24 protein-coding genes are annotated in these 25,768 nt (G+C 70.7%); 6 read left to right on the forward strand and 18 right to left on the reverse strand.

Translation table 11 applies throughout. The features are described from left to right. Position 1: 1 nt before the first annotated feature. Positions 2–2,293: an excinuclease ABC subunit UvrA gene (locus ACH4SI_RS03345; RefSeq protein WP_398291963.1), complete on the reverse strand. Its 2,292-nt coding sequence runs from the start codon at positions 2,291–2,293 to the stop codon at positions 2–4. Between the two features lie 122 nt (positions 2,294–2,415). Between ACH4SI_RS03345 and ACH4SI_RS03350 the strand changes: the two genes are divergently transcribed. Next, complete coding sequence (locus ACH4SI_RS03350) at positions 2,416–3,159, forward strand: MerR family transcriptional regulator (RefSeq protein WP_398291965.1); 744 nt, start codon at positions 2,416–2,418, stop codon at positions 3,157–3,159. A 57-nt stretch (positions 3,160–3,216) separates the two neighbouring features. Further along, positions 3,217–3,699, forward strand: a complete 483-nt coding sequence (locus ACH4SI_RS03355; protein WP_398291967.1) for a VOC family protein — start codon at positions 3,217–3,219, stop codon at positions 3,697–3,699. A 60-nt stretch (positions 3,700–3,759) separates the two neighbouring features. Here ACH4SI_RS03355 and ACH4SI_RS03360 read toward each other — a convergent pair whose 3' ends face one another. Beyond that, on the reverse strand, positions 3,760–4,704 hold the full coding sequence (locus tag ACH4SI_RS03360; protein ID WP_398291969.1) for a serine/threonine dehydratase: 945 nt from the start codon (positions 4,702–4,704) through the stop codon (positions 3,760–3,762). A 37-nt stretch (positions 4,705–4,741) separates the two neighbouring features. Between ACH4SI_RS03360 and ACH4SI_RS03365 the strand changes: the two genes are divergently transcribed. Then, a complete protein-coding gene (locus ACH4SI_RS03365) occupies positions 4,742–5,389 on the forward strand; it encodes a TetR/AcrR family transcriptional regulator (protein WP_398291971.1) in 648 nt (215 codons plus the stop codon). Positions 5,390–5,396: 7 nt separating this feature from the next. Here the strand turns inward: ACH4SI_RS03365 and ACH4SI_RS03370 are convergent, their stop codons facing one another. From ACH4SI_RS03370 to ACH4SI_RS03400, 7 genes are all read right to left on the reverse strand, one after another. Then, positions 5,397–6,353: an alpha/beta fold hydrolase gene (locus ACH4SI_RS03370; protein WP_398291973.1), complete on the reverse strand. Its 957-nt coding sequence runs from the start codon at positions 6,351–6,353 to the stop codon at positions 5,397–5,399. A gap of 158 nt (positions 6,354–6,511) precedes the next feature. Then, complete coding sequence (gene htpG / locus ACH4SI_RS03375; RefSeq protein WP_398291976.1) at positions 6,512–8,449, reverse strand: molecular chaperone HtpG; 1,938 nt, start codon at positions 8,447–8,449, stop codon at positions 6,512–6,514. Between the two features lie 202 nt (positions 8,450–8,651). Next, on the reverse strand, positions 8,652–8,834 hold the full coding sequence (locus ACH4SI_RS03380) for a hypothetical protein (RefSeq protein ID WP_398291979.1): 183 nt from the start codon (positions 8,832–8,834) through the stop codon (positions 8,652–8,654). Between the two features lie 190 nt (positions 8,835–9,024). Continuing rightward, on the reverse strand, positions 9,025–9,471 hold the full coding sequence (locus tag ACH4SI_RS03385; protein ID WP_398291981.1) for a nitroreductase family deazaflavin-dependent oxidoreductase: 447 nt from the start codon (positions 9,469–9,471) through the stop codon (positions 9,025–9,027). A 112-nt stretch (positions 9,472–9,583) separates the two neighbouring features. Next, complete coding sequence (locus ACH4SI_RS03390) at positions 9,584–10,585, reverse strand: Ppx/GppA phosphatase family protein (protein WP_398291983.1); 1,002 nt, start codon at positions 10,583–10,585, stop codon at positions 9,584–9,586. A gap of 410 nt (positions 10,586–10,995) precedes the next feature. Next, a complete protein-coding gene (locus tag ACH4SI_RS03395; protein WP_398291985.1) occupies positions 10,996–11,958 on the reverse strand; it encodes a DMT family transporter in 963 nt (320 codons plus the stop codon). A gap of 92 nt (positions 11,959–12,050) precedes the next feature. After that, positions 12,051–12,497 carry a protein phosphatase gene (locus ACH4SI_RS03400; protein WP_398291987.1) on the reverse strand — a complete coding sequence of 149 codons (447 nt, stop codon included), beginning with the start codon at positions 12,495–12,497 and terminating at the stop codon, positions 12,051–12,053. An 87-nt stretch (positions 12,498–12,584) separates the two neighbouring features. On the opposite strand from ACH4SI_RS03400, the gene ACH4SI_RS03405 reads away from it, so the two are divergent. After that, on the forward strand, positions 12,585–13,451 hold the full coding sequence (locus ACH4SI_RS03405; protein WP_398291989.1) for an LLM class flavin-dependent oxidoreductase: 867 nt from the start codon (positions 12,585–12,587) through the stop codon (positions 13,449–13,451). Positions 13,452–13,505: 54 nt separating this feature from the next. Here the strand turns inward: ACH4SI_RS03405 and ACH4SI_RS03410 are convergent, their stop codons facing one another. The 7 genes from ACH4SI_RS03410 to ACH4SI_RS03440 form a co-directional block, all read right to left on the reverse strand. After that, positions 13,506–14,159 carry a hypothetical protein gene (locus tag ACH4SI_RS03410; protein ID WP_398291991.1) on the reverse strand — a complete coding sequence of 218 codons (654 nt, stop codon included), beginning with the start codon at positions 14,157–14,159 and terminating at the stop codon, positions 13,506–13,508. A gap of 59 nt (positions 14,160–14,218) precedes the next feature. Then, positions 14,219–15,763, reverse strand: coding sequence for a Rieske 2Fe-2S domain-containing protein (locus ACH4SI_RS03415; RefSeq protein ID WP_398291993.1), 1,545 nt, complete (start codon positions 15,761–15,763; stop codon positions 14,219–14,221). Between the two features lie 108 nt (positions 15,764–15,871). Then, the gene (locus ACH4SI_RS03420; RefSeq protein WP_398291996.1) at positions 15,872–16,660 is read right to left on the reverse strand and encodes an ABC transporter ATP-binding protein; all 789 of its coding nucleotides are present in this window, start codon (positions 16,658–16,660) and stop codon (positions 15,872–15,874) included. After that, complete coding sequence (locus ACH4SI_RS03425; protein ID WP_398291998.1) at positions 16,657–17,718, reverse strand: FecCD family ABC transporter permease; 1,062 nt, start codon at positions 17,716–17,718, stop codon at positions 16,657–16,659. The genes ACH4SI_RS03420 and ACH4SI_RS03425 overlap by 4 nt, the downstream gene beginning before the upstream one ends. Continuing rightward, on the reverse strand, positions 17,715–18,749 hold the full coding sequence (locus ACH4SI_RS03430) for an ABC transporter substrate-binding protein (RefSeq protein ID WP_398292000.1): 1,035 nt from the start codon (positions 18,747–18,749) through the stop codon (positions 17,715–17,717). Before ACH4SI_RS03430 ends, ACH4SI_RS03425 begins: the two co-directional genes overlap by 4 nt. Before the next feature lie 51 nt (positions 18,750–18,800). After that, complete coding sequence (locus ACH4SI_RS03435) at positions 18,801–19,559, reverse strand: CbtA family protein (protein ID WP_398292002.1); 759 nt, start codon at positions 19,557–19,559, stop codon at positions 18,801–18,803. A 51-nt stretch (positions 19,560–19,610) separates the two neighbouring features. After that, positions 19,611–19,835, reverse strand: a complete 225-nt coding sequence (locus tag ACH4SI_RS03440; RefSeq protein ID WP_009720365.1) for a CbtB-domain containing protein — start codon at positions 19,833–19,835, stop codon at positions 19,611–19,613. A gap of 273 nt (positions 19,836–20,108) precedes the next feature. Here ACH4SI_RS03440 and ACH4SI_RS03445 point away from each other — a divergent pair, with 273 nt between their 5' ends. Both ACH4SI_RS03445 and ACH4SI_RS03450 read left to right on the forward strand, forming a co-directional pair. Beyond that, on the forward strand, positions 20,109–20,675 hold the full coding sequence (locus ACH4SI_RS03445) for a histidine phosphatase family protein (RefSeq protein WP_398292005.1): 567 nt from the start codon (positions 20,109–20,111) through the stop codon (positions 20,673–20,675). Between the two features lie 158 nt (positions 20,676–20,833). Continuing rightward, positions 20,834–22,165 carry a S1 family peptidase gene (locus ACH4SI_RS03450; protein WP_398292357.1) on the forward strand — a complete coding sequence of 444 codons (1,332 nt, stop codon included), beginning with the start codon at positions 20,834–20,836 and terminating at the stop codon, positions 22,163–22,165. A 28-nt stretch (positions 22,166–22,193) separates the two neighbouring features. On the opposite strand, the gene ACH4SI_RS03455 is transcribed toward ACH4SI_RS03450, so the two are convergent. Together ACH4SI_RS03455 and ACH4SI_RS03460 are read right to left on the reverse strand one after the other, a co-directional pair. Further along, positions 22,194–25,322 carry a glycoside hydrolase family 2 TIM barrel-domain containing protein gene (locus ACH4SI_RS03455; RefSeq protein WP_398292007.1) on the reverse strand — a complete coding sequence of 1,043 codons (3,129 nt, stop codon included), beginning with the start codon at positions 25,320–25,322 and terminating at the stop codon, positions 22,194–22,196. A gap of 99 nt (positions 25,323–25,421) precedes the next feature. Continuing rightward, a complete protein-coding gene (locus tag ACH4SI_RS03460; protein ID WP_398292009.1) occupies positions 25,422–25,766 on the reverse strand; it encodes an isochorismatase family protein in 345 nt (114 codons plus the stop codon). Between the last annotated feature and the right edge of the window lie 2 nt (positions 25,767–25,768).

The following is a 25,768-nucleotide window of genomic DNA, read 5'->3' on the forward strand; positions in this document are numbered from 1 at the left end:
ACTACCCGCCGACGTACTCCCGCAGATGCGTGGCGGTCAGCGACCCACCCGAGGCCACCAGGTCGGCGGGCGTCCCGGTGAACACCACCCGGCCGCCGTCATGGCCCGCCCCCGGGCCCATGTCGACGATCCAGTCCGCGTGCGCCATCACCGCCTGGTGGTGCTCGATGACGACGACCGTGTTGCCGTCGTCCACCAGCCGGTCGAGCAGCGCCAGCAACTGGTCCACATCCGCCAGATGCAGCCCGGTCGTCGGCTCGTCCAGCACATACGTCGTGCCGCTCTTCGCCATGTGGATGGCGAGCTTGAGCCGTTGCCGCTCACCGCCGGACAGGGTGGTGAGCGGCTGGCCGAGCCCGAGATAGCCGAGGCCCACCGCCATCAGCCGGTCGAGGATCACCCGCGGCTGTCCGGTGGTGAAGAACTCCCGGGCCTCGGCCACCGGCATGGCGAGCACCTCGCCGATCGTGCACCCTCGCAGCCGGTACGCCAGCACCTCCGGCTTGAACCGCTTGCCCTCGCACTCCTCGCACACCGACGCCACCTCGGCCATCATCGCGAGATCGGTGTAGGTCAGGCCGATGCCCTTGCACCGCGGGCACGCGCCCTCCGAGTTGGCGCTGAACAGCCCCGGCTTCACCCCGTTGGCGCGGGCGAAGGCGGACCGGATCGGATCCAGCAGCCCCGTGTAGGTGGCCGGGTTGCTGCGGCGTGAGCCACGGATCGCCGACTGGTCGGCGACGATCACCCCGTCCCGGCCGCCGAGCGAGCCATGGATCAAGGAACTCTTCCCGGACCCGGCAACCCCGGTGACGACGGTGAGCACCCCGAGGGGGATGTCGACATCGACGTCCCGCAGATTGTGCAGCCGGGCGCCGGTGATCGGCAGCCGGCCGCGGGGCTCACGCAGCTTGTCGCGCAGGCTCACCCGGTGGCCGAGGTAGTCGCCCGTCAAGGTGCCGGACGTCCGCAGCCCGGCCAGATCGCCCGCGTAGGCGATCCGGCCGCCCGCCGCACCGGCGCCGGGGCCCAGATCCACCACATGGTCGGCGATCCCGATCGTCTCCGGCTTGTGCTCCACCACCAGCACCGTGTTGCCCTTGTCGCGCAGCTGGAGCAGCAGCGTGTTCATGCGCTCGATGTCATGCGGATGCAAGCCCACGGTGGGCTCGTCGAAGACGTACGTCACATCCGTCAGACTCGAACCGAGGTGGCGGACCATCCGCACCCGCTGCGCCTCGCCACCGGAGAGCGTGCCGGACTCCCGGTCCAGGCTGAGGTAGCCGAGACCGATCTCCACCAGCGAGTCCAGCGTGCCCCGGAGGGTTTCCAGCACCGGTCCGACCGCGTCGTCCCGGATGCCCCGGACGAACGCGGCCAGGTCGCTGATCTGCATCGCCGAGCACTCCGGAAGGGTGCGGCCGTCGACCACGCAGGACCGGGCGGCCTCGTTCAGCCGGGAGCCGTCACAGTCGGGGCAGGGGGCGAGCGCGACCGCCCGGTCCGCGAACGCGCGTACTTGCGGCTGCATCGCCTCCCGGTCCTTGGCCAGGTACAGCCGCCGGACCTTGGTGACCAGCCCCTCGTAGGTCAGGTTGTTCCTGCCCACCTTGACCTTGGTGGCGGGCTTGTGCAGAAAGTCCTCCCATTGCTCGGGGGTGTAGTCCCTGAGCCGGGCATCGGGGTCGAAAAGGCCGGAGCGCGCAAAAAGCTGCCAGTACCACGTGTCCACCCCGAATCCGGGTACGGTGATCGCCCCCTCGTTCAACGACCGCTCCCGGTCCACCAGTTGGCCGACGTCGATCTCCGATGTCCGGCCCAGGCCCTCGCACCGCGGGCACATGCCCTCGGCCGTGTTGAAGCTGAAGGCGAGCGGCGGACCCACATGCGGGGTGCCGATCCGGCTGAACAGAATCCGCAGCATGGTGTGGGCGTCGGTGGCGGTGCCCACGGTGGAACGGGAGTTGGCGCCCATCCGCTCCTGGTCGACGATGATCGCGGCGCTGAGGTTGCGCAGCGCGTCGACGTCCGGGCGGCCGAGCGTCGGCATGAAGTTCTGCACGAACGCCGTGTAGGTCTCGTTGATCAGCCGCTGTGACTCCGCGGCGACCGTGTCGAAGACGAGCGAGGACTTGCCGGAGCCGGAGACTCCCGTGAAGACGGTGAGCCGCCGCTTGGGTAGATCGAGGGAGACGTCCCGCAGATTGTTCTCCCTGGCCCCGCGGACCTGAATCACATCGTGGCCGTCCGCGGCATGGCGGTGCCGTACATGGTCCCTGTCACTGACATCCATGCCTTCAAGTGTTTCATTGAAGTCTTGCGTAGAGACTTTTCACCATCGTGCGCCGCCCTGACCGGGAGTGAGGGCGGAAAACCCTCAACTCGCCGTGAAACAAGCACAGGTAGGCTCGCCCCATGAGCCGCCCCACGAGCAGCCCCGAAACACCGCTGCGCCCCATCGACCTGGCACGCACGGCCGGAGTCTCCACCCAGCAGATCCGCAACTACGTCGACGCGGGCATCCTGCCCCCGGCATCCCGCACCGCGGCCGGCTACCGCAGGCTCGACACCCGCCACCGCCGGGCGCTGGTCACGTACGACGCGCTCGTGCCGGGGTACGGACAACAGACCGCCCGGGCGGTCATGCAGGCCGTGCACGCCGGGAACGTACCGCTGGCGCTCGGCCTCGTGGACGCCGCCCATGCGGCCCTGCACGACCAGCGGCTGTCCCTGCGGGCGGCGGGCGAGGCGCTCGAAGCGGTCGCCGGGCAGACCCCCGAGACCCTGGACGTGCCACGGGGCGGCTTGCGCATCGGCGAAGTGGCCGCGTACCTCGGTGTCCGTACCTCCGCGCTCAGAGTGTGGGAGTCGGCCGGGCTGTTGGTCCCGAAGCGGGAGCGCGGCACCGGCTACCGCACCTTTGGCCCGGCCGACGTCCGGGACGCCCGGATGATCCACATGCTGCGGCAGGACCGCTACCCGCTGGACCGGATCCGGCCCGTCCTGGAGGGGCTGCGCCGTACGGGCAGCAGCGCCGCCCTGCGCGAGGTCATCGCCGAGCGCCGGGAGGGACTGACCCGGCGCACCACGGCCATGCTCGAGGGCGCCGGTCACCTGCACGGATATCTCACCGGGAAACAGTGTGCCGAGGGGCGATGAGTTTGCCGCCCGGCGCAGGTCGGTAAAGGTAAACACTCCCACCAGCAGGAGGCACCGATGGCCAGCGACGGATTCACCACATGCCTGTGGTTCGACGGCCAGGCCGAAGAGGCGGCGCAGCACTACGTCTCGATCTTCAAGGACGGCAAGCTCGGCCGGACCGTCCGCACCACCGAGGGCGGCCCTGGCGCCCCGGGCTCGGTGCTGACCGTGGACTTCGAGGTCAACGGGCAGAAGTTCGTCGGGCTCAACGGCGGGCCGGAGTTCACCTTCAACGAGGCCATCTCCTTCCAGATCCACTGCGCGGACCAGGCGGAGATCGACTACTACTGGAACCGGCTCCTGGAGGGCGGCGGCCAGGAGGTCCAGTGCGGCTGGCTGAAGGACAGGTTCGGGGTGTCCTGGCAGGTCGTCCCCGAGGTGCTCACGGAGATGATCGCCGACTCCGATCCGGCGAAGGCGAAGCGCGCCATGGACGCCATGATGACGATGGTCAAGCTCGACATCGCCGTACTGCAGAAGGCGTACGCGGGGGAGTAGGCGGCCACCGGCCCACCCGCCCCTGCCCGCGTCCACGGCAGGGGCGGGGCGGCTCCGTCGTTACGGGCGTGCCAGGTCCCCCGGGTCGGTGTTCGCCCCGCACAGCAGCACCGCCACCTTCTCGCCGGGCCGGGTGTCGTACGCCCCCGACCGCACCGCCGCCAGCGCCGTCGCCGCGGCGTGCTCGACCGCGATCCGGCGGTCGTCCCACAGGGCCTGCCGCGCCGAGACGATCGCCTCGTCGGACACCAGCACCGACCGCACCCCGTCCTCGCGCGCCCACTCCAGCGCCATCGGCGACGCGCGCCGCGCCCCCAGCGAATCCGCCGCGACCGAATCCACGGGGACGTCGACCACCGCCCCCGCCTCCAGCGCCGCGTTCAGCGCACGCGATCCGTGCGGCTCCACGGCCACCACCCGGACGCCGTGCTCCAGCGCGGACACCGCGACCCCGGTGAACAGCCCGCCGCCCCCGACCGACACCACCACCGTGTCCAGATCCGGGCGGCTGTGCAGCATCTCCTCCATCACGGTGCCGGCACCGGCCGCGATCAGCGGATGGTCGTAGGCGTGCGACTCCAGCGCACCGGTCTCGGCGGCGTGCTTGCGCGAGGCGTCCAGCGCTTCGGCGTACTCCCGGCCGACCTGGCGCACGTCCGCCCCGAGCGCCCGCAGCCTGCCGACCTTGACCGAGGGCGCCGTCTCGGGCACGAACACCGTGGCGGTCAGGGAGTGCCGGGCCGCCGCCCAGGCGCAGGCCAGCCCGGCGTTGCCGCCGGAAGCGATGACGACGCCCGCGTCCGGAACGGTGCCCGCCTCGACGTGGCTGCCGATGAAGTTGTACGCCCCGCGCGCCTTGAAGGAGCCGGTGTGCTGGAGGAATTCCAGCGCCAGCCATCCCTCGGCGCCGCCGAAGGCTCCCTCGTCCACCGGGGCGAGCGCGACGGGCCGGAGGTGCCCCGCGCCGCGGCGTGCCGCGTCCTGTACGTCTTGATGAGTAACCACGCGATACACTGTAACAACCACTGTTACGGTAGGGCTCGTGAAAAAGAAGCGAACCGCGGCCGAACCACCCGCCCTGGACGCCATCGCGGTGGCGGCCCTGGCGGTCATCGACGAGGAGGGCCCCGAGGCCCTGAGCTTCCGGGCGGTGGCACAGCGGCTCGACGTCTCGCACGCCACCGTCTTCCGCCGCTGCGGCGACTTCGACGGTCTGCTGAACGCCTGCGCCGACCATCTGGCCACGCTGCTGCCCCGCGTACCGCAGGACACCGACTGGGCGGCCGCCACCGAGGCCCGCTTCACCGGGCTCTACGAGGTGCTCGGCCGGCACCCGGGGCTGGCGGCGCTGCGGGCGGGCCACGCCTGGTGGGGTCCGCAGCTGCTGAGCCACCTCGTGGAGCCGCAGCTCGCCCAGAGCATCGCCGCCGGGATGGCACCGGCGGCGGCCGTCCGGGTCTACCGTCGGCTCTATCTGCTCACCCTCGGCTCCGTCGCCTTCGTCGACCACCGCGACGAGAAGCGGGCCCTGGCCACGGCGCGTACGGCGCTCGCCGCGCTGGACCCCGAGGAGTTCCCGGTGCTGACGGGGCAGCGGGACGTGGTGCTGCCCGCCCTGACCGACCACCGCGTGTACTACGACGCCCTGCGCCAGCTGATCCGCGCCGCGGCCGCCGAACACCTCGGCTGAGACGCCCTCAGCCGAGCGCCCGCAGCCAGGCGATCAGCAGCCGGTTGACCTCCTCGGGCCGCTCCTGCTGCACCCAGTGGCCACAGCCGTCGAGGAGGTGCGAGGACACCAGGCCGGGGAGGGTGGTGGGGTACGCCGCGACGGCGTCGGCCAGCCAGCCGAGCGAGGCGTCACGCTCCCCGGCCAGGAACAGCGAGGGCTGGGTGAGCGGTGCCCCGTCCCACGCCGCCAGGTCCTCCCAGTCGCGGTCGGCGTTGCGGTAGCGATTCAGCGCCCCGGTCAGCCCGGTGCGCTCGAACTCCGCCGCGCACGCGTCGAGATCGGCCTCGGTGAGCCAGGACGGCAGCGGACCGTCCGGGAAGCGGTCGCGCATCCGTCCGCCCCGGGGGACGAAGAAGGGGCTGCCGCCGTCGGGGGAGGGCGCCGTGTCGCCCGAGAGCGCGGCGTAGAACCCCGCGAGCCAGCCGCGCACATCGGGCTCGATCTCCGCCTCGGCCCGGCCGGGCTGCTGGAAGTAGCCGACGTAGAACTCCTCGTCGCCGCCGATCCGTGCGAAGACCTCGCTGGGCCGCGGGCCGCCACGGGGCGCGTACGGCACGCCGAGCAGCCCCACGGCGGTGAAGACATCGGGCCTGAGCAGTGCGGAGTTCGCGGCGATGGGGGAGCCCCAGTCGTGGCCCACGACCACCGCGGTCTCCTCGCCGAGGGCGCGGACCACGCCGACGTTGTCGGCGACATGGGCGAGCATCCGGTACGCCGCCACCTCGCGGGGCTTGGCGGAGCGGCCGTACCCCCGTACGTCGATGGCCACCGCCCGGTAGCCGGCCGCGGCGAGCGCGGGGAGCTGATGGCGCCAGGAGTGCCATGTCTCGGGGAAGCCGTGGATCAGGAGGACGAGCGGGCCGGAGCCCTCCTCCACCACATGGATACGGGCATCCGGAACGTCGACCAGCCGGTGGTGCATGGGTCCTCCCTGAGCTGTCGGGGCCGCGTGGCCCTCAACGCCACGCGGCCGACATCGCCACGATCATGCGGTGGCAGCCGGGGAGAGGGGGAGGGAAATTGCCGGTTCGGCAAAAGCCCCCCGGCGGGCCGTGGCCATGGCCCGCCAGGGGGCGTGGATCACAGTGTCTGCTCCAGGCGGCCGGCCATCAGCCTGATGAAGCGCGACGGGTCGCTCAGCTCCCCGCCCTCGGCGAGCAGGGCCATCCCGTAGAGGAGTTCGGCCGTCTCCGCGAGGCCGGAGTCCAGCGGGCGCTCGCCGTGGGCCGTACGCAGCCCGCTGACCAGCGGATGCGTGGGGTTCAGCTCCAGGATGCGCTTGATCTGGGGCACGTTCTGCCCCATCGCGCGGTAGATGTTCTCCAGGGCCGGAGTGACATCGTGCGTATCGCCGACGATGCAGGCCGGGGAGGTGGTGAGGCGGGAGGACAGCCGCACCTCCTTGACCTGCTCGCTCAGCGTCGTCGTCATCCAGGACAGCAGATCGGCGAAGTCCTTCTTCTGCTGCTCGCGCTCGGGCCCGCTCTCGTTCGACTCGTCCTCGTCGTCGAGATCGACCTGGCCCTTGGCGACCGACCGCAGCTGCTTGCCCTCGAACTCGGGAACGGCGTCGACCCACAGCTCGTCGATGGGGTCGGTGAGGACCAGCACCTCGTACCCCTTGGCCTGGAATGCCTCCATGTGGGGCGAATTCTCCACGATCGAGCGCGACTCGCCCGTCATGTAGTAGATGTGCTCCTGGCCGTCCTTCATGCGCTCGACGTAACTCCGGAGCGTGGTCGGCTGCTCCGCGTCGTGCGTCGAGCCGAACGAGGAGACCTCCAGGATCGCGTCCCGGTTCTCGAAATCGCCCAGCAGTCCTTCCTTGAGGACGCGGCCGAACTCCTTCCAGAACGTCGCGTATCGCTCGGCGTTCTCGGACATCATGTCCTTCACCGTCGACAGCACCTTCTTGACCAGCCGCCGGCGCATCAGCTGGATCTGGCGGTCCTGCTGAAGGGCCTCGCGCGAGACATTCAGCGAAAGGTCCGCGGCGTCGACGACTCCCTTGACGAAGCGCAGGTATTCCGGCATGAGCGCTTCGCAGTCGTCCATGATGAAGACGCGCTTGACGTAGAGCTGCACCCCCCGCTTACGGTCCTGCATATACAGGTCCTGCGGTGCGCGGGACGGAATGAACAGCAGCGACTGGTATTCGAAGGTGCCCTCCGCCTGCATGCGGATGGTCTCGAGCGGGTTGTTCCAGTCGTGGCTGATGTGCTTGTAGAACTCGTTGTATTCCTCGTCGGTGACCTCGCCCCGCGGGCGGGCCCACAACGCCTTCATCGAGTTGATCGTCTCGAGTTCGGGTGCGCCGCCGTCTTCGGGCCGGCTGTCGTCCTCGGACGCGCTGTCGGCGCTTTCGCCGGCCATCCGGATCGGCCAGGTGATGAAGTCCGAGTACCGCTTGACGATTTCCCGGATCTTCCACGGGGAGGCGTAGTCGAAGAGATGGTCCTCGGCGTCCTCCGGCTTGAGCCGCAGCGTGACGGAGGTGCCCTGGGGTGCGTCCTCGACCGGCTCGATGGTGTAGGTGCCCTCGCCGCTGGACACCCAGCGGGTGCCCTGGCTCTCGCCCGCGCGCCGACTCAGCAGCGTCACCTCGTCGGCGACCATGAAGCTGGAGTAGAAACCGACCCCGAACTGCCCGATCAGGTCCTGCGAGGCCGCCGCGTCCTGCGACTCCTTCAGCTCCTTGAGGAACTTCGCCGTGCCGGAGTTCGCGATCGTCCCGATGAGCTGCACCACGTCATCGTGCGACATGCCGATGCCGTTGTCGCGCACGGTCAGCGTGCGCTGCTCCTTGTCGACCTCCAGCGCGATGTGGAGATCCGACGTGTCCGCCTTCAGATCCCCGTCCCGGAGGGATTCCAGCCGCAGCTTGTCCAGGGCGTCGGAGGCGTTGGAGATGAGCTCCCGCAGAAAGACATCCTTGTTCGAGTAGATCGAATGGATCATCAGCTGCAAGAGCTGCCGCGCCTCGACCTGAAACTCGAATGTCTCTACCCCTGTAGTCACCTGATTCCCCTCATGCGATAAGTGTGCGACGCCATCAAGTCCGGTGCGTCGCCGAGATCTTATCGAAGAAGGAGGTCACTGCGCGTGGTGGTCCGGTGTCTTCGCGCGGATGCGTGGCCCGGCGGCTGGAGCCCCGGGCCGCGCTTGTTGTCGTAGTCGTATCCGGGGAACCCCTTGAGGGTGGGGTGGTACGGACCCCGCGTCACTCGCTCTGCTGGTGCGCGTTGGGGCCCTGGCCGGGGCGCAATCGGCTCCAGTCGAGGGCCTCGGCGGCCTCCCGCTGAATCACTTCCGCCGCTTCCCGCGCCTCTGCGAGAACATCGCCCTGTTCCGCTATGAGACTGTCGTAGATCGGGGACAGGTCGCTTTTGTTCGCGGTGGTCATGCTGAGGTACTTCCTTAGCGCCGTGGTGCAGGTGTGCCACCCGAGCCTAACCTTCGGTTTCCCTTGTCGCGAGGACACATATCACCATCGTCGTGGCACACCCGATTACGTGAAGGTTATGTGGTCTCCGGGTGGAGGCCGTCACGCGGTGAGCGGGACCCCGCCGGGCCCCGCTCACCGCGCCAGGGGCTCAGTGCGGAGTTGCCGCGGGCTCCAGGACGAAGACGGGGATCTCGCGCGTGGTCTTCTCCTGGTAGTCGGCGTAGTCCGGGTACGCCTCGACCGCGCGCCGCCACCACAGCGCCTTCTCCTCGCCGGTGACCTCGCGGGCGGTCATGTCCCACCGCTCCGTCCCGTCGCGCAGCTCGACGCGCGGGTCGGCCAGCACGTTGAAGTACCAGACGGGGTGCTTGGGGGCGCCGCCGAGCGAGGCCACGGCCGCGTACCTGCCCTCGTGCTCCACCCGCATCAGCGGCGTCTTGCGGATCTTCCCGCTCTTCGCGCCGCGCGTGGTCAGCAGGATCACGGGCATGCCCCGCATCGTCGTGCCCTTGGTGCCGCCGGAACTCTCGATCAGCTCGACCTGATCGCGCACCCACTCGGTCGGACCCGGCTCGTACTCGCCTTGAAGAGGCATGTCATCCATCCCCATCGTCGTCGACAAAGATTGCCGCACCGCATAACGCCCCGGGTCCGTCTGATCATCCCGGCATGATCGGACGGGAGTGATCAGGCGGACCCGGCGGTGCTCAGGAAACGGTGTGCAGCCGGTGGCGGGCATGGCTGCGGGCCCTCGGCACGAACGCCGCGGGGAGCGGCTGCGCGCCGAGCCCGGCCAGCCGGTCCAGCAGGATCCCCTCGCGCAGGGCCCAGGGGCAGAGGGTGACCCGGGTCACGTCCAGCACCTCCATGGCGGCCTCCGCCACGATCGCCCCGGCGAGCGACTGATGGGCCCGGGACGCGGAGATGCCCGGCAGCCGGGCGCGCTCGGCATCGGAGCCGGCCGCCAGCCGGGGAATCCACTTCCCCAGATCGGAGCGGGCGAGGGTGGCGCGGTCGGGCGCCCCGGCCGTCGGCTTGGGGGCCCCGGCGAGCCGTGCCAGCTGGGTGAAGGTCTTCGACGTGGCGATCGCGGACACGGGAACCGGCTGGGCGCGCAGGTCGACCGTTGCCTCCACGAGGACGGAACGCACATACTGGCGCAGCCGCGCCACGTCCCGCTTGTGCACCGGAGCCTCGTCGGGCAAGTGGTGGCGAGTGAGCCGACCGGCCCCGAGCGGCAGCGAGAGCGCCACCGCGGGCTCCGTACGGTTGCCGCAGGCCAGCTCCATCGAGCCGCCGCCGATGTCGAGCAGCAGCATCTGCCCGGCCGACCAGCCGTGCCAGCCGCGCGCGGCCAGAAAGGTCAGACGCGCCTCTTCCTCGCCGCTGAAGAAGCGCACCCGGATTCCGGTGGCGTCCTCGATCGCGGCGAGAACCGTCTTCCGGTTCGCCGCGTCGCGCACCGCGGAGGTCGCCAAGGGCACCATGTCGTCGACCTGATACGCCGCCGCCACCGCTTCGCTCTCGGCCACGGCACCGACCAGGCGCCGGATGGCGTCCTGGCTGATCACGCCTTGGTGGTCGGTCGCCTCGGCCAGATGGACCGACTGCTTGAGCGTGGTCACCGGCTCGGGCGGTCCGCCCGGAACGAGGTCGGCGATTTTCAGGTGAACGGCACGTGAACCTATGTCGAGCACTGCAAGGCGCATGCCTGCTCAGTGCCCGAGTTGCCGGGCTTTACGCCGCGAGGGGGCGCTGCTGGGGGGTGGAGGAGGGGGCGGGGGATTCCTTTTCGCCGTTCCGCTCCGCCGGGCCCGGGGACGTGACGGTGCGACGTCCGCTGGGGAACGTCAGATCCGGCACGTCTACCACGGGCGGCAGATCGGGCGTGAGCATGGGTTGCTCGTTTGTGTCCATGAAGCGATGGGTACCCTCGCGCATCGCGCTCATCCGTGGCGGGACGGATTCTTCCCTGCGATACCGGTCACACCGGGACTATATCGGGCTGGAAGTGATCGTTTTCGTGCAAAAAAGTGTGCCAAGCAGCTCGGGCACAACGGCCGGATTGCGCCGGTGCTGCGCCCGAAGCTGCTAGGAGGTGACTGACGACGATATGCGGCTATTCGGTCGGAGATGTCTGAGAAGTTTCCCTGGAGGTGTGGCCGCCGGTGGCCACGACCGTCGAGCCGGCCGGGCGCGGACGGCGGCGGGAGACCGCGACCCCGGCCAGGCACAGCGCGCCGCCCGCGAGCGACAGCGCACCCGGCACCTCGTCCAGTACCAGCCAGGACATCAGCACCACCAGGGCGGGGACCACGTAGGTGGTGGCGCCCATCCGGCCCGCGGTGGTGCGGGCCAGGGCGAAGGCCCAGGTGGTGAAGGCGAGCGCGGTCGGGAAGAGGCCCAGGTAGACCATGTTGAGCGTCGCGGACATCGGAGCGTGCGCGGCCTCCGACACCAGCGTCCCGGCGAAGGGCAGACAGGTCACCGCCCCGATCAGACAGCCGAACGTGGTCACCTGGAGCGCTCCGCCATGCCGCAGCGCCGGCTTCTGGGAGACGACACCGCTCGCGTACGTCACCGCGGCCACCACGCACAGCAGCACACCGAGCACGGAGGAACGGCCCGAGCCGGACATCGAGAGCCCCACGACCACGGCGCCGCTGAAGGACACCGCCATCCCCCACAGCAGCGGACGCGGCAGTCCCTCGCCCAGCAGCCTGCTGCTCAGCAGCGCGATGAGAATCGGGCCGATGTTGACGACCATGGCCGCCGTGCCCGCGTCGACCTGCTGCTCACCCCAGTTGAGCGCCACCATGTAGACGCCGAACCACAGGAAACCCGAGCAGGCGATCCCCGGCCAGGCGGCGCGGGGCGGCCACCCCACCCGTCGTATCAGGCTGATCGTGCCCAGGGCCACCGTCCCGGCGAGCAGTCTCCCGAGCGCCAGGGCGCCGGGCGAATAGGCCGAGCCCGCGCTGCGGATGGAGACGAAGGCCGAGGCCCACAGCACGACGGTGACGGCTGCCGCCGCCATGGCGGGCCCTTCCTTTGGGTAACCGGTGTCCGGCGCTTTGGTCATGACGCCGACACTATGCCGCGCTCATTTCGGGGCTCAACGAAGTTTCGGCGCGAGGCTGAGCGCCGGTCTGAGCACCGGGCCGAGGCCGGGCGTCACCTGCTGGCCGCGGGCTGTCCGAAGCGGGTGACATAGCGGCGCTGCCAGGGCGTTTCCACCGCGCGAACCGCGTAGTGCTCGCGTACGTACCGCACCGCCTCCCCGGGCGGTACGCCGTCCAGTACCGCGACGCAGGCCAGCGCCGTGCCGGTACGGCCCCGGCCACCGCCGCACGCGACCTCGACGCGCTCGCCCGCGGCCCGCTCCCACGCCTCGCGCAGCGCGGCGGCGGCCTCCTCACGGTCGGCCGGCAGCCGGAAGTCGGGCCAGCGCAGCCAGCGGGCCTCCCAGTCCACCGAGGGCGGCTCATGGCCCAGCAGATACAGCCCGAACGCGGGCTCGGGCCCCTCGGGAAGGGGATGGCGCAGCCCCCGGCCGCGGATGAGCCGGCCCGAGGGCAGCCGCAGCACGCCGGGCGCGGAAGGGTCCCAAGTGGCGTTCATGGACGGAGAATAGCGGGGCAGGAGGCGGTGCGGCAGGGGAACGGGCCCAGTGCCCAGGGCTTCATGATCACTGCCTAGGGTGACGGCATGGACATCGGAGTCAACGTTCCGAACTTCGGCCCGGGCACCCGGCCGGATGTGCTGCGGCAGTGGGCACGGACCGTGGAGGGGCTGGGGTTCGACCTGCTGATGGTCTCGGACCACGTCGCGGTCACCCCCGATGTGGCAGAGCAGTATCCCGCTCCGTTCTACGAGCCCTTCACCACCCTCTCCTGGCTGGCCGGGATCACCGACCGGGTACGGCTGGGGACCACCGTGCTGGTCGCCCCGTACCGGCATCCGCTCCTCATCGCCCGGATGGCCGGCAACCTCAACCAGCTCAGCGGGGGACGTCTGGTCCTCGGCGTCGGCGTGGGATGGGCGAAGCAGGAGTACGAGGCGCTCGGCGTGGAGTTCGGGCGGCGCGGAAGGCTGACCGACGAAACCCTTGAGGCCATCCGCACGGCCTGGGAGAACGACGCGGACTACCGCAGCGGCGACATCCCGGTCTGGGTGGGCGGCAACAGCGACGCCGCGCTGCGCCGGGCCGTACGGCACGGCCAGGCGTGGCATCCCATCAGGTTCACCCTCGACTGGCTGCGGGGGGGGGGGGGGGCGCTGGACCGGATGAAGGGGTTCGCGGCGGAGCTGGACCGGCCGGTGCCCGGGCTGGCCCCGCGGGTCGTGCTGAAGCTCACCGACGAGCCGGTCACCGGTCCCGAACGCCAGGCCGGTGAGGGCACGATCGACCAGGTCATGGACGACCTCGAGGAGCTGCGCCGGCTGGGCGCCGAGTCTGTGCTGCTCGATCCGTTCACCGGCGACCCGGAGGAGACCTGCCACCCGGAGGCGGCCTGGCAGGCGCTCGCGGCCGTGGCCGCCCGCCGGGACAAGGCCACCGACCAGGTGCGCTGATCGGCAGCCGGGGGGCCGGGAGCGGTTCGCTCCCGGCCCCGTGCGCAGCGCGGCTCAGCCCACGCGCTCGATGCGCGCGTTGCGGATCAGGTTCTTGCCGGGCTCACGGACCTGCTCGAAGGCGGCGTTGTTGAGCAGCGCGCAGCTGCCCGAAGTCGAGGTGACGGAGACCGTCGTGGACTTGTCGTTGTCCAGATTGGTCACCTTGAGCTTGGTGCCCGCCGGGAACTGGTTGCTGGATGCGGCCGGTGCCCCGTCCTCGCCGGACAGGGTGACCGTCGAGCCCGCGCAGACGACCTCGCCGCCGGCGGTGTCTCCGGAGGCCGCCCCGTCGTCGGAGGTCGCCGTGTCCCCGGAAGCCGCCGCGTCCCCGCCGCCCGGCGAGGACGTCGCGGCCGGGGCGTCCGCCGCACAACCGGACGCCTGCTGCTTCCGCTTGATCTCCTCGATGACCGCCTGACGGTTCGCTATCCGCGCGTCCGACTGGGCATCCGGATTCGCCTGCTGGTCCGCGATGAACTTCTCGTTGTTGGCCAGCGCCTGCGCCAGCCCGTCGCATGCGGTGGACGCGGCCTTGACCGCGTTCCGGGGCGTGGTGTCGGCATGACTGGTGGCCGCCATCACTCCGGCTCCGGTTCCGGCCAGCGCCACCGCGCCGACCAGCAGCATCAGCTTCTGCGGACGACCGAGGGCTCTTCTGCGCGCCATGGGTGACTACTCCTTCGGTGGGTTTGCACGAACCCATACGCGCTTCAGCCCCGCTCGTCTCAGGGATTTTCGCACCGCTTGGCGCGCAGGTCGTGGCCGTCGGCCGTCAGACAGCGCCCGGTGGTCAGGTCGTAGCGCCAGCCGTGCAGGGTGCAGGTGAGTACGTCGCCCTCGATCTGCCCGAACCGGCCCAGGTCGGCGCGCAGATGGGGGCATCGGCGCTGAATCTGCCAGCCGTCGAGTTCGATGTCCTGGCCGTCGTCCTCGCCGGAGGCGTAGTAGTTCTCGACGTACTCGATGCGCTCCATGGACAGGCACTTGAAGAACACGTACAGGAACTCGTTGTACGGCCCGATGCGGCTGGCGGTGAACCGCATCGACAGCAGCAGGCTGTTGGACCAGTCGACCTCGCGCTTGACGACGTTGGTGGCCACCAGGTCGCCCGTGGTGGACAACGTGTAGCGGCAGCGCTCGCCGTTCCACTCCCGCACCTCCCGCGCCGGGAAGTCGATCACGATCGGGACGTCGCCCACATCCAGCCGGGCGGGGCCGCCGACTCCCGCGCAGATGTGGTCCGCGCGCGCCAACAGCGGCTCCCACCACTGCTTCAGCTCGGCCAGCAGCCGGCCCGGCGGCAGCGCGGGGGTGCGCGAGGCGCGTTCGGCGGCGAGAGCGGGGCGCTGACGGCGGGCGAAGTCGCGCAGATAGGCGCGCTTGTCGCCGAAGATGCGGTCGATCTCCTTGTCGGTGTGGCGGTGGGTGAGTTTGCAGGCGGTGCCCTCCGGCTCCGCGACCGTGCCCGGCAGCAGCAGATGCGCCGAGACATTCGGCCGCTCCTGGGCGAGCTGGGTCAGGAACTCCCGCTGGTCGGTGAAGATGGACTCGCCGTCGCGGCCGGTGCCGTTGTGCTCGAAGAGCGCGTCGTCGAGGAAGCACGGCGGGCCCGCGTTGGGGAAGACGTGCGCCGCTTCGACCGCGTCGATGTAGCGCAGTGCGCGGTCGAACTGGCCCTGCCGCTTACGGGCGGCGAACTCCCGCTTCGCGGAGTCCGGCAGCTGGTAGACCATCGGGTACCAGATCGCCCCGGAGAACTGCACGAAGTACGCGTCGACCTCGCCGAACGCACGGATCGCCGGGATATCCAGCGGATGCGCGTCGTTCTGGTTGAGGAGTACGGTCCTGCCGTCGTCCAGGGAGAGCGCGGAGTCGCCGATGGGGCCGTCGCCGGGGCCGGTGAGGGCGGTGATCATGATGCGCAGGCCGTCCCGCTCGACCGGCTTTCCGCTCTCGGTGCGCAGGAACCGGGTGAATCCGAGTTCGCGCAGCTCGCGCTCCAGCTCGTCGGTGGCGAAGGCGGGCAGCAGCACCGTGACGTCCTTGCGCACATGGCGGCGCAGATTCCGTGCGTCGAAGTGGTCCCGGTGCAGATGGGAGACGTACAGATAGTCCGCGGACCGCCCGTAGTGCGCCCAGTCCAGGTCCGTGTTGTCCGGGAACGGAAACCACGAGCCGAAGAAGGCGGGGTTCACCCAGGGATCGCACAGGACCGATCCCGCCGCGGTTTCGATGAAGAGTCCTGCATGTCCAAGTCCGGTGATACGCATACCGCAGCACCTCAACCAGCTCGTCAGGTATGTCGGATACGTCCGACTCTCCCGGTGATTCCGGTGGTGTGCATCCGCAGGTGCGCTCGGTGGGTGATCCGGCGCCCGTCACCTGGTGAGGAAGCGGATGTGCGGGCGCCCGTCGGGGCCGTCCGGGGTGACGGCCGTGCGCACCCCGTAGACCTCGGCGATGAGGTCCTCGGTGAGGACATCACCGGGTGCGCCCGCGGCGGCCACCCGCCCCTCCCGCAGCACCAGCAGCGCGTCGCAGTACATCGCCGCCAGGTTCAGGTCGTGCAGCGCGATCACGGTGGTGACCGGCAGATCCGCGACGAGTGCCAGCAGATCGAGCTGGTGCTGGATGTCGAGGTGGTTGGTGGGCTCGTCCAGCAGCAGCTCCCGGGGCGCCTGCGCGAGGGCGCGCGCGATCTGGGCGCGCTGACGCTCACCGCCGGAGAGGGTGTGCCACGACTGCCCGGCCCGGTCCGCGAGCCCGGTCCGCTCCAGGGCGTGGCGTACTGCCTCCTCGTCCGCCGCCGAAGCCCCCGCCCAGGGGCGGCGGTGCGGGATGCGGCCGAGGCCCACCACCTCGCGCACGGTCAGCTCGGACTGGGTGACGGCATCCTGCTCGACCACCGCGATCCGACGCGCGACCGCCCTGCGGTGCAGGTCCGCCAGCGGGTGGCCGTCGAGCGTGACGACGCCCGAGGCGGGGGCCAGCACCCCCGCCAGCAGCCGCAGCAGGGTCGACTTGCCCGAGCCGTTCGGCCCGAGCAGCCCGACGCACGACCCCGGCGCCGGGGCGAGGCTCACCCCGTCCACGATCAGCCGGCCGCCCGCGCCGCGCGCCACGCGCTCCGCGCGCAGCCCGGTTCCGGTGCCCGCGTCCCCGGTCATGCCGCCCCCGCCTTGCGGGTGCGGTAGAGGACCAGGACGAAGGCCGGTACGCCGATCAGCGAGGTGACCACGCCCACCGGCACCTCCTGCGGGTCGAGCACGGTACGGGCCAGCGTGTCGACCCACACCAGGAACACCGCCCCGGTCAGCGCCGTCACCGGCAGCAGCCGGGCGTGCCCGGAGCCCACCAGGGCGCGCGCGGCGTGCGGCAGCACCAGCCCGACGAAGCCGATCGCCCCCGCCGAGCTGACCAGCGCCGCGGTCAGCAGCGCGGTGACGGTCAGCAGGACGATCCGGGTGCGGGCCACCCGTACGCCCAGGGTGGCCGCCGCGTCCTGCCCGAACGCGAACGCGTCCAGCGCGTGCGCGTGTACCCCGCACACCAGCAGCGCCACGGCCAGCACCGCGAACCCCACCCACACCTCGGCCCAGCCGACGTTCGCCAGCGAGCCGAGCAGCCAGAACAGCACTCCGCGGGTCTGCTCCGCGTCCGCCGCCGTCATCACGATGAACGAGGTCAGCGCCGAGAACAGCTGCATCGCCGCCACCCCGGACAGCACCACCCGGTCCGTTGTGCTCCCCAGCACATGGCTGAGCACCAGCACCAGCGCGAACGAGACCACCGCGCCGGCGAAGGCCCCGGCCGAGACGGACACCGCCCCGCCACCGGCCCCCAGCACCACCACCGCGACCGCGCCGGTGGAAGCGCCCGAGGAGACGCCCAGGACGAAGGGGTCCGCGAGCGGGTTGCGCAGCAGCGACTGCATCACCGCCCCGCACACCGCGAGCCCGGCCCCGCACACCGCGGCGAGCAGGGTCCGCGGCAGCCGCAGATCCCACACGATGCCGTCCCGGATCGGCGTCAGCCCGGTGCTGCCCCAGCCCAGATGGGACACGACCACGGCCCACACATCGCCGACCCGGATGTCGGCCGGGCCGATCGTGATGGCTACGGCGATCGACAGCGGCAGCGCCGCGGCCCCGGCCGCCCACAGCGCCGGGTACCGCAGCCGTCGTACGCGTACCGCGGCCATGGCCGTACCGGTCACACCGGTCATCGGTCGAGGCCGGAGCGGCGCAGCGCGGCGGCCACCTTCTCGATGCCGTCGACCGTGCGGATCGACGGATTCATGGCCTGCCCGCTGAGGATGACGTACCGCTTGTGGCGGACGGCGTCCATCGACCGGGTGGCCGGGTTGGACTCCAGAAACGCGATCTTCTTCGCGGCGGTTTCGGCCGACTCCTGCTTCCGGGCGAGGTCGCCGAGCACCAGGACGTCGGGGTTGCGTTCCGCCACCGTCTCCCAGTTGATCTGCGGCCATTCCTCGTGGGCGTCGTCGAAGACGTTCTTGGCGCCGACCGCGTGCGTGATGATGCCGGGCGCGCCGCAACAGCCCGCCATATAGGGGGATTCGGAGTTGGCGAACCAGTAGAGCAGGGAGGCGCCGGACGCGTCGACGCCCTGGGTGGCCTGCGTGACCCGGTCCTCAAGCGTGCCGATGACCTTCTCGCCGCGCTTCTCCACGCCGAAGACCCGGGCCAGGTCGCGGATCTCACCGTAGACGTGGTCCATGGTCAGCGGGGTGGCGCGGCTGCCGTCGCCGTCCCCGCTGTTGTCCTTCGCGCAGTCGGCGGGGGAGACGTACGTCGGCACGCCCAGCTTCTCGAACTGCTCCCGGGTGGCCACCCCGCCCTTGCCCAGCGTGGACTCGAAGGACGCGGACACGAAGTCCGGCTCCTTGTCGAGCACCTTCTCGAAGGAGGGCGCGTTGTCGGCCAGCCGGGGCACGGTGGCGTTCGCCGCGCGCAGCCCGGGCAGGACGGGGTCGGTCCAGGTAGCGGTGGCCGCCATCCGGTCGGCGAGCCCCAGCGAGAGCAGGATCTCCGTCGACCCCTGGTTGAGCGACACCGCCTGCCGGGGTGGTGCGGTGATGCGGACCTGTCGGCCGCAGTCGCTCACGGTGCGCGGATACCCGGGTGCGTCCTTGGGGGATTCGGAGGACGCTTCCGGGCCGCCGCCGCATCCGGTCAGCAGCAGGGCGCCGGTCAGCAACAGGGTGTCGATGCGGGCGGGACGTGCTATCGGCACGAGTGGTGGTTCCTCTGGTGGCGGATGCGGATCGGGCGTGGCGGCGGGCGGTCAGTGGGCGACGCCCGCCTTCGCCGGGGCGCTCGACGCCACCGCCGGGCACGGAGCGATCAGCCGCTCGGCCAGATATCCGAAGAACAGCCCGAAGGAGCCCCAGAGGGTCGCCTGCACGGCCAGCGCCGCCAGCCGGAACTGCCACAGCAGGGTGGCCGGGAAGCCGTGGGGCACCTCGTTGAAGGAGGGCAGGAACGCGTACGCGAGCCCGACCGCCGTGAGGAAGGCGACCGAAGCGGCCACGGTGGCGTTCCAGTTGCCCAGCCGCGGCGCGAGCCGCTTGCCGAGGATGACCGCGGCGACCGTCAGCAGCACACTGAGCACCACCATCAGGAAGTACAGCGTGGTGCGCTGGTCGAGGGTCGCCGGATCGCCCACGGCCGGCGGGTTGGCCGGGTACTTGAGGAACGGCACCACATACACGGCCACCAGCGCCCCGAGCGACACCAGCGCGGCCGTGGCCCGCGGCCCGAACCGGCCGACGCGCCCGAGGGCGAAGCAGACGGCGAGGGCCGCGATGCCGCCGAGGGCGACGCCGTAGATCAGCACGCCGGTGGCGAGACCGGCGGTGGACTGCAGGGTGCGGCTGACGAGTTCGACGCCGCCGTGTTCATGGCTGTGCGATTCCTCGTACCCGATGGCCGCGTCCACGCGCGGCTCGCCCAGCAGATACGCCACGACGAGCGCGAGCAGCCCGGCGGCGAGACCCGCGAGCATGCCCCGGACGAGCAGCGCCCGGACGGATATGGAGTTCATGACTGTGTCGATTCCCCTGGTGTGGAGCTGAAGCCGATGCGGTGAGCGCGGTCAGTGGCAGGGGAATCCGAGCAGATGCCGGCCGTCGTGCACCCACTCGTGCACGTTCTCACCGGAGACGACCGCCGTGGCGCCCTGCTCGGCGCCGACGAAGTACAGCAGGATCAGCATGAGGACGCCGAAGAACAGCGCCCACGGGGCGATCGCCTTCAGCGAGATGGGGGTGATCTCCGGCACCGGCTGCGAGCTGGGTGCGGGAACGGCGGACTGAGCCATGGCGACCTCCTGGGAACACGCGTCCCGGTTGTTGGTACTCGTACGACGGCGTCGGGTCTGACTCGCCGCCGGAAAGGCCCTCGTTTACGGGACGCTTCCGCCGGACACACAGTGGCGCGACCGTGCCGGGTTCTCACCGGACTTCCGTCACGCCGTCGTTTTCCATGAGACCGTAGCGCGCGACACCCGGCCCCCGCTACGGCGCGGCCGCCGCAATCGGCGGCCGCGCCGTAGCGGGAGGGGCCGGATGGTACGGAAAAGGGGGACAAGGCAGTGCACATCACCCTGCTGGCGCCCGCGGTCAACGCGGCCCTGCGGCAGGTGCGTTTCGACGACGCCCCGCCGGACGCGGCCGCCGTGCGGCGGGCCCGGGGCGCCGCGGGCGGCCTGCCGCACCACGATGTGACGTTCACCGCACCCTCCGCGCGCTGCCGTGGCACCGCGGAGGCCCTCGCCCTGGACGCGGCGGCGGCGCCCGAACTGCGCGACCTCGACGTGGGCCGCTGGCGCGGCCGGTCGCTGGACGAGGTGGGGCGGGAGGCGCCCGGGGAGGTCGCCACCTGGCTGGCCGATCCGGCGGCGGCACCGCACGGCGGCGAGTCGCTGCTGGACCTGATCGAACGGACCGGCGCCTGGCTGGAGTCGAGGGCCGGACAGGAGATGCGGGTGCTCGCCGTCGCCGAACCCGCCGTGATCCGCGCCGCCCTGGTCCACGCGCTGGGCCTGCCCCCGGGGACCTTCTGGCGGCTGGACGTCGCCCCGCTCACCGCGACCACGCTGAGCGGCCGGTCCGGCCGGTGGAACCTGCGCTGCGGGCAGCCCCTGACGGCCCCCGAGTAGGCGCGCCGCGCCTCGAATCCCCGCCGCGTCACAACAGCCGCGCTCCACGGTGAGCGCGACGCCGGTTCCGCCCGTATGAGAAGGGAGGGCCACTGCCGGCCGAGCCCCGGGCTCGGGTTGTCGGCGGACGCGCTGGATCGACGTAAGGAGACGTGGTGGTGAAGCACACGCGGCGAGGCGTGCGCCATGCAGTACGGTACGCGGCCGTCGGTTGCATGGTCTGTGGCGGACTGCTGGTCGCAGAGACCTCACCGGGCGGATCGGCGCACGGGGCGGAGAGCGGCGGCTCCTCGCAGGTCCTGGACGGGGAGAACGCCGAGGGCGGCGCGAGAACCGACCTCGGGAGCCGTCTGGCGTCCGAGCTGGGCGCGTCCCGTACGGCGGGGAACTGGATAGCCGCGGACGGGAAGCCGGTGGTCGCGGTGACCGACGCGGACGCGGCCGATGAGGTCAGCCGGGCCGGGGCACGGCCCAAGCGGGTGCGGTTCAGCATGGACCAGCTGAAATCCGCCACCGAGACGCTGCGCTCGGCGCCCAAGGTGGCCGGCACGGCCTGGATGGTCGACCCGAAGTCCAACAAGGTGATGGTGCTGGGCGACAGTTCCGTCTCCACCTCCGACTGGTCAAAGATGAAGGACATGGCCGAGCCGATGGGCGAGGAGGTGAGCATGCAGCGCACCACGGGGACGTTCACCACCAAGACCAACGGCGCCGCCCCGATCTTCACCAACGGCAGCCGCTGCTCGGCCGGTTTCAACGTCACCAACGGCCAGACCGGCTTCATCCTGACGGCCGGGCACTGCGGCCCGCCCGGTACGCCCTGGTTCCAGGACACCTCGGGCAGGACGAGCATCGGCACCACCGTGCAGACCAACTTCCCCGGCAACGACTTCTCCCTGGTGCGCTACGACAACACCAAGCTCTCCCGGAACAGCGTCCTGGACGTGGGCAACAGCCAGCAGGTGAAGATCACGAACGCCGCCGACCCGACCGTGGGCCAGGAGGTCTTCCGCAGCGGCGCCACCTCCGGACTGCGCTCCGGCAAGGTGACGGGGCTGAACGCGACGGTGAACTACCCGGAGGGCACCGTCAGCGGGCTGATCCAGACCACCGTGTGCGCCGAGCCCGGCGACAGCGGTGGTCCGCTCTTCGTCGGGAACACGGCGCTCGGCGTGACCTCGGGCGGCAGCGGCGACTGCACCAAGGGCGGGGTGACCTTCTTCCAGCCCGTGACCAAGGCGATGACGGCGCTCGGCGTGACCATCCCGGGCACCAGGATCGGTGACGCGGGCGGCTCGGCCGACAACTCCGCCACCGCCTCGGGCACGCAGGCCGCTCAGGACGATGCGACATCGTTCGACGGCATCATGGACCGGCTGCGGGCGTTCGGCCCCGGGCTGTGGATCATCGCCGGTGGCGTGGTCGGCTTCGCCATCAGCCTGCGCCCGCGGAAGCGGCGGTACAACAACTACTACTCCCCGGGCTGGTGAGCCACGGCCCCTGGAAGGCCGTGCGGGGTCAGGCCTCCGGGACGTCCAGCAGGACGATCCGCTGGGCGCCCCTGGCCTCGCCGGGGAATCGGCTGACCAGGTCCAGGCGGAGACGGGCGGTGCGCACCGGGGTGAAGGTGACGACGGTCGGCTTGCCGGACGCGTCGGCCCAGGTGACCTCCGCCCCGCGCACCGGGGTGAAGCGGCGTCCGTCCCAGGCGGAGACCGTGATGGAGGCGGGGAGGGTGTGCGTCGTGTCGAGGGTGAAGGACACCTCGACGCGGCGCACTCGGCGTTTCCTGGCCCAGGTGACCGAGACCCAGTCGCTCTCCCTCGCCCCGTCGAAGGCGGGGAGCAGCGCGGTGGCGGGCTTGTGGAAGGCATTCGACCAGCCGGTGGCGGGGGCGCCGTCCAGCATGGCCGCGGGCAGCGTCTCGGGCGAGCCGGAGTAGCCGGCGTCGGCCAGTGGGTAGACGGGCGCGGCCGGTCCGGGGTCGGGGGCGAAGGGCGGGGTGGGGGTGACCCGGTCCGACGTCCCTCCGGTGGCGCGGAGAGTGGTGGTGGCGCTACGCAGCCCTGTGGAGCGGGCGGTGAGGGTGAGGTGTCCGGGCTTGGTGGCGGAGCGGATGATGGCCAGGGCTTTGCCGTGGTAGGTGGTGCGGGTGCTGGCCTGGTAGCGCTCGGCGCTTTCCTGGCGGCCGTTGTCGACGCCCGCCAGCGAACCTCCGGACACCTGGAAGGAGATCGGGTGGTCGGCGTCGGGGACGGTCACGCCGTGTGCGTCGATGATTTCGGCGGTGATGAAGCACAGTGAGCGGCCGTCGGCGTGGAGGGTCTTGCGGTCGGGGGTGAGGCGGATGGCGTGGGGTTGTCCGGCGGTGCGCAGGACGTCGGTGGCGACGATGTGGCCGTTGTGGCGGGCTACGGCTTTGAGTTCGCCGGGGGTGAAGGGGACTTTCCAGGTGAGGTGGAGTTTGCCGGCGCTTGCCTTGGGGCTGGTGTAGCTGCCGGGGTAGGGGCCGGTGGTGACGGTTTTGTCGTCGTCGGTGGCTTCGGTGGTTTCCAGGTAGCTGCGGCCGTCGGTGGTTTTCTTGGTGTCGAAGCGGCGGGTGCCGAGGGAGTGGCCGTTGAGGAAGAGTTCGACGGTGTCCACGTTGGCGTAGGCCCAGACCTCGACGGTCTCGCCGGGGCGGTGGTCGGTCCAGTTCATCGGCACCAGATGGACCATCGGCTCGCTCGTCCACTGGCTCTTGAACAGGTGATACATGTCCTTGGGGAATCCGGCGGTGTCCACGGCGCCGAAGAAGGACGCCTTCACCGGGAACACGTCGTACGGGGTGGGCTCCCCGATGTAGTCGATGCCCGACCACAGGAACTGACCGGTGAAGAACTTCCGGTCGCGGTCCTTCTTCAGCCCGTACTCGCCGCTCATGGTCCAGGAGGCGAGGTTGTTGTCGTAGCTGGAGGGCTCGCGCTTGCCGGGGGTGTGGTTCTCCCCGGTGTTGAGGTGTTCGGGCTCCTGATAGGCGCCGCGCGAGGAGGTCTCGGAGGACGACTCGGACTCGAACAGGAACAGATGCGGATAGCGGGCGTGCAGGGCGTCCACCGAAGCCGCGGTGTTGTAGTTGAGGCCCAGTCCGTCCAGCTTGGCGAGCATCAGGTCGGCGGCGGAGCCGGGCGCGGGCAGGCTGCGGTACTTGTCGGAGCCGATCACGACCGGCCGGGTGTTGTCGGCCTTCCTCACGGCGTCGATGAGCCGCTCGGCCATGCCGAGCCCGGCGGTGCTGGTGGAGTCCGGGATCTCGTTGCCGATGGACCACATGATGACGGCGGGGGAGTTGCGGGCGGCCCGCACCATCTCGGTGATGTCCGCCTCGCTGTGCTCGTCGAAGAAACGCCCGTAGTCGTACGGGTTCTTGCCGGTGCGCCAGCAGTCGAACGCCTCGACCAGCATGACGATGCCGAGCCGCTCGCAGATCTCGATCATCTCCGGTGCGGGCGGATTGTGGGAGGTGCGCAGGGCGTTGACGCCCATGCTCTTCATGATGGTCATCTGACGCAGCGCGGCGTCGGCGTTGAAGGCGGCGCCGAGCGCTCCGAGGTCATGGTGGAGGTCGACGCCCCGCAGCTTGGTGTACTCGCCGTTGAGTGTCAGGCCCTGGTCGGGGTCGATGGTGACGTGGCGGATGCCGAAGGGGGTGCGGTAGCGGTCGGTGGTCTCGTCGCCGACCCGTAGCTCGGTCTCCAGGGTGTACAGCCGGGGTGTCTCGAAGGACCACCGTCGTGGCTTCTCGACGGTGACTTCCTGGGTGGCGTCGCGGGTGGTGTCCGCGCCGACCGTGAGGGTGGACCGCGTGTGGGCGACCGTCTTCCCGTCGGGGTCCTTGAGGGTGGAGACGACGGTGACGGGCTTCTCGTCGCCGGATGCGTTGACGACGGTGGTCCGTGCCCGCACGATGGCGTGGCTTTGGCTCACGTCGGGTGTGGTGACGTAGGTGCCCCAGCGGGCCACGTGGACGGGGTCGGTGATGACGAGCCGGGCGTGGCGGTAGATGCCGCTGCCGGAGTACCAGCGGCTGCTGGGCAGCTGATTGCGGACCTGGACGGCGAGGACGTTGGGGGTGGTGCCGTCGGTGTGCGCCACATCGGTGAGGTCGAGGGCGAACCCGGTGTACCCGTAGGGGTGGTTGCCGACGAGTTTGCCGTTGCAGTACACGTACGCATCCATGTAGACCCCGTCGAACTCGACGGAGATCCGCTTGCCCGAGAGCGAGGACGGCAGCGTGAAGGACCTGCGGTACCAGCCGATGCCACCGGGCAGGAAGCCGGTGCCGCCCGTGGTGCCGTGCTCGGTGGTCGGGGTCAGCTCGATGCTCCAGTCGTGCGGCACCGCGACCGTACGCCACGCCGAATCGTCGTAGCCGGGCTTCCGCGCGTCCTTGTAGTCTTCGTCGGCCTCGTCGTCCGGCTCGGCGTTTCCGTCCGGGGTGACGAGCGCGAACCGCCAGCCGTCGGCGAGCGGGATGCTCCGCCCGCCGGTCGCGCGGGATGTGCCGGCGGCCGGTGCGGCCGCCTGGGCGGGGATGCCGGTGGCGAGCGTCCCCGCCATGGGCGCGGCGCTGCCGGCGATCAGCAACGATCTACGAGTGACCGCCATGGCGATCCCCTTCTCTTCGATTATGTTGCTTCTTGGGCGTGCCGAAGGGCTTCAACCCCCTTGGCTGAACAGATTCTGACGGTTTCGAACAGCTCCATGTCAAGGCCCGTGCGTCAGCCGCACCTCGTCCGCCGAGCAGATCTCAACGCTCATGTTCCGCTCCATCATCCGCAGCGCGGCGTCCGCCAGGTCCCCGTGGATGTGCGCCACCGCGCCGTGGGGGACCGCCACCGTCAGATGGCGGATATGGAGTTCATCGTGATGGGAGCGCCAGCGGCCGAAGTTGTCATTGACGTAGATGACCTCGATCCCCGCCTCCCGGGCCCTGGTCACCAGCCCCCGCACCGCGGGCAGCACGTCGCGGACGGAGGGGAGCAGCAGCTCGGCGTCCTCGTGGTCATACGTGTTGATCATGTCGATGACGATGAGCGCGGTGTCGTGCATGC

The sequence above is a fragment of the Streptomyces sp. NPDC021212 genome, assembly GCF_044332925.1.
Lineage (GTDB): Bacteria > Actinomycetota > Actinomycetes > Streptomycetales > Streptomycetaceae > Streptomyces.

Coding starts and splice junctions, on each gene's coding strand:
- ACH4SI_RS03345 (WP_398291963.1), bottom strand. CDS start 2,293: ATGGATGTCAGTGACAGGGACCATGTACGGCACCGCCATGCCGCGGAC.
- ACH4SI_RS03350 (WP_398291965.1), top strand. CDS start 2,416: ATGAGCCGCCCCACGAGCAGCCCCGAAACACCGCTGCGCCCCATCGAC.
- ACH4SI_RS03355 (WP_398291967.1), top strand. CDS start 3,217: ATGGCCAGCGACGGATTCACCACATGCCTGTGGTTCGACGGCCAGGCC.
- ACH4SI_RS03370 (WP_398291973.1), bottom strand. CDS start 6,353: ATGCACCACCGGCTGGTCGACGTTCCGGATGCCCGTATCCATGTGGTG.
- ACH4SI_RS03380 (WP_398291979.1), bottom strand. CDS start 8,834: ATGACCACCGCGAACAAAAGCGACCTGTCCCCGATCTACGACAGTCTC.
- ACH4SI_RS03385 (WP_398291981.1), bottom strand. CDS start 9,471: ATGCCTCTTCAAGGCGAGTACGAGCCGGGTCCGACCGAGTGGGTGCGC.
- ACH4SI_RS03390 (WP_398291983.1), bottom strand. CDS start 10,585: ATGCGCCTTGCAGTGCTCGACATAGGTTCACGTGCCGTTCACCTGAAA.
- ACH4SI_RS03395 (WP_398291985.1), bottom strand. CDS start 11,958: ATGACCAAAGCGCCGGACACCGGTTACCCAAAGGAAGGGCCCGCCATG.
- ACH4SI_RS03400 (WP_398291987.1), bottom strand. CDS start 12,497: ATGAACGCCACTTGGGACCCTTCCGCGCCCGGCGTGCTGCGGCTGCCC.
- ACH4SI_RS03405 (WP_398291989.1), top strand. CDS start 12,585: ATGGACATCGGAGTCAACGTTCCGAACTTCGGCCCGGGCACCCGGCCG.
- ACH4SI_RS03410 (WP_398291991.1), bottom strand. CDS start 14,159: ATGGCGCGCAGAAGAGCCCTCGGTCGTCCGCAGAAGCTGATGCTGCTG.
- ACH4SI_RS03415 (WP_398291993.1), bottom strand. CDS start 15,763: ATGCGTATCACCGGACTTGGACATGCAGGACTCTTCATCGAAACCGCG.
- ACH4SI_RS03420 (WP_398291996.1), bottom strand. CDS start 16,660: ATGACCGGGGACGCGGGCACCGGAACCGGGCTGCGCGCGGAGCGCGTG.
- ACH4SI_RS03425 (WP_398291998.1), bottom strand. CDS start 17,718: ATGACCGGTGTGACCGGTACGGCCATGGCCGCGGTACGCGTACGACGG.
- ACH4SI_RS03435 (WP_398292002.1), bottom strand. CDS start 19,559: ATGAACTCCATATCCGTCCGGGCGCTGCTCGTCCGGGGCATGCTCGCG.
- ACH4SI_RS03440 (WP_009720365.1), bottom strand. CDS start 19,835: ATGGCTCAGTCCGCCGTTCCCGCACCCAGCTCGCAGCCGGTGCCGGAG.
- ACH4SI_RS03455 (WP_398292007.1), bottom strand. CDS start 25,322: ATGGCGGTCACTCGTAGATCGTTGCTGATCGCCGGCAGCGCCGCGCCC.
- ACH4SI_RS03460 (WP_398292009.1), bottom strand. CDS start 25,766: ATGCACGACACCGCGCTCATCGTCATCGACATGATCAACACGTATGAC.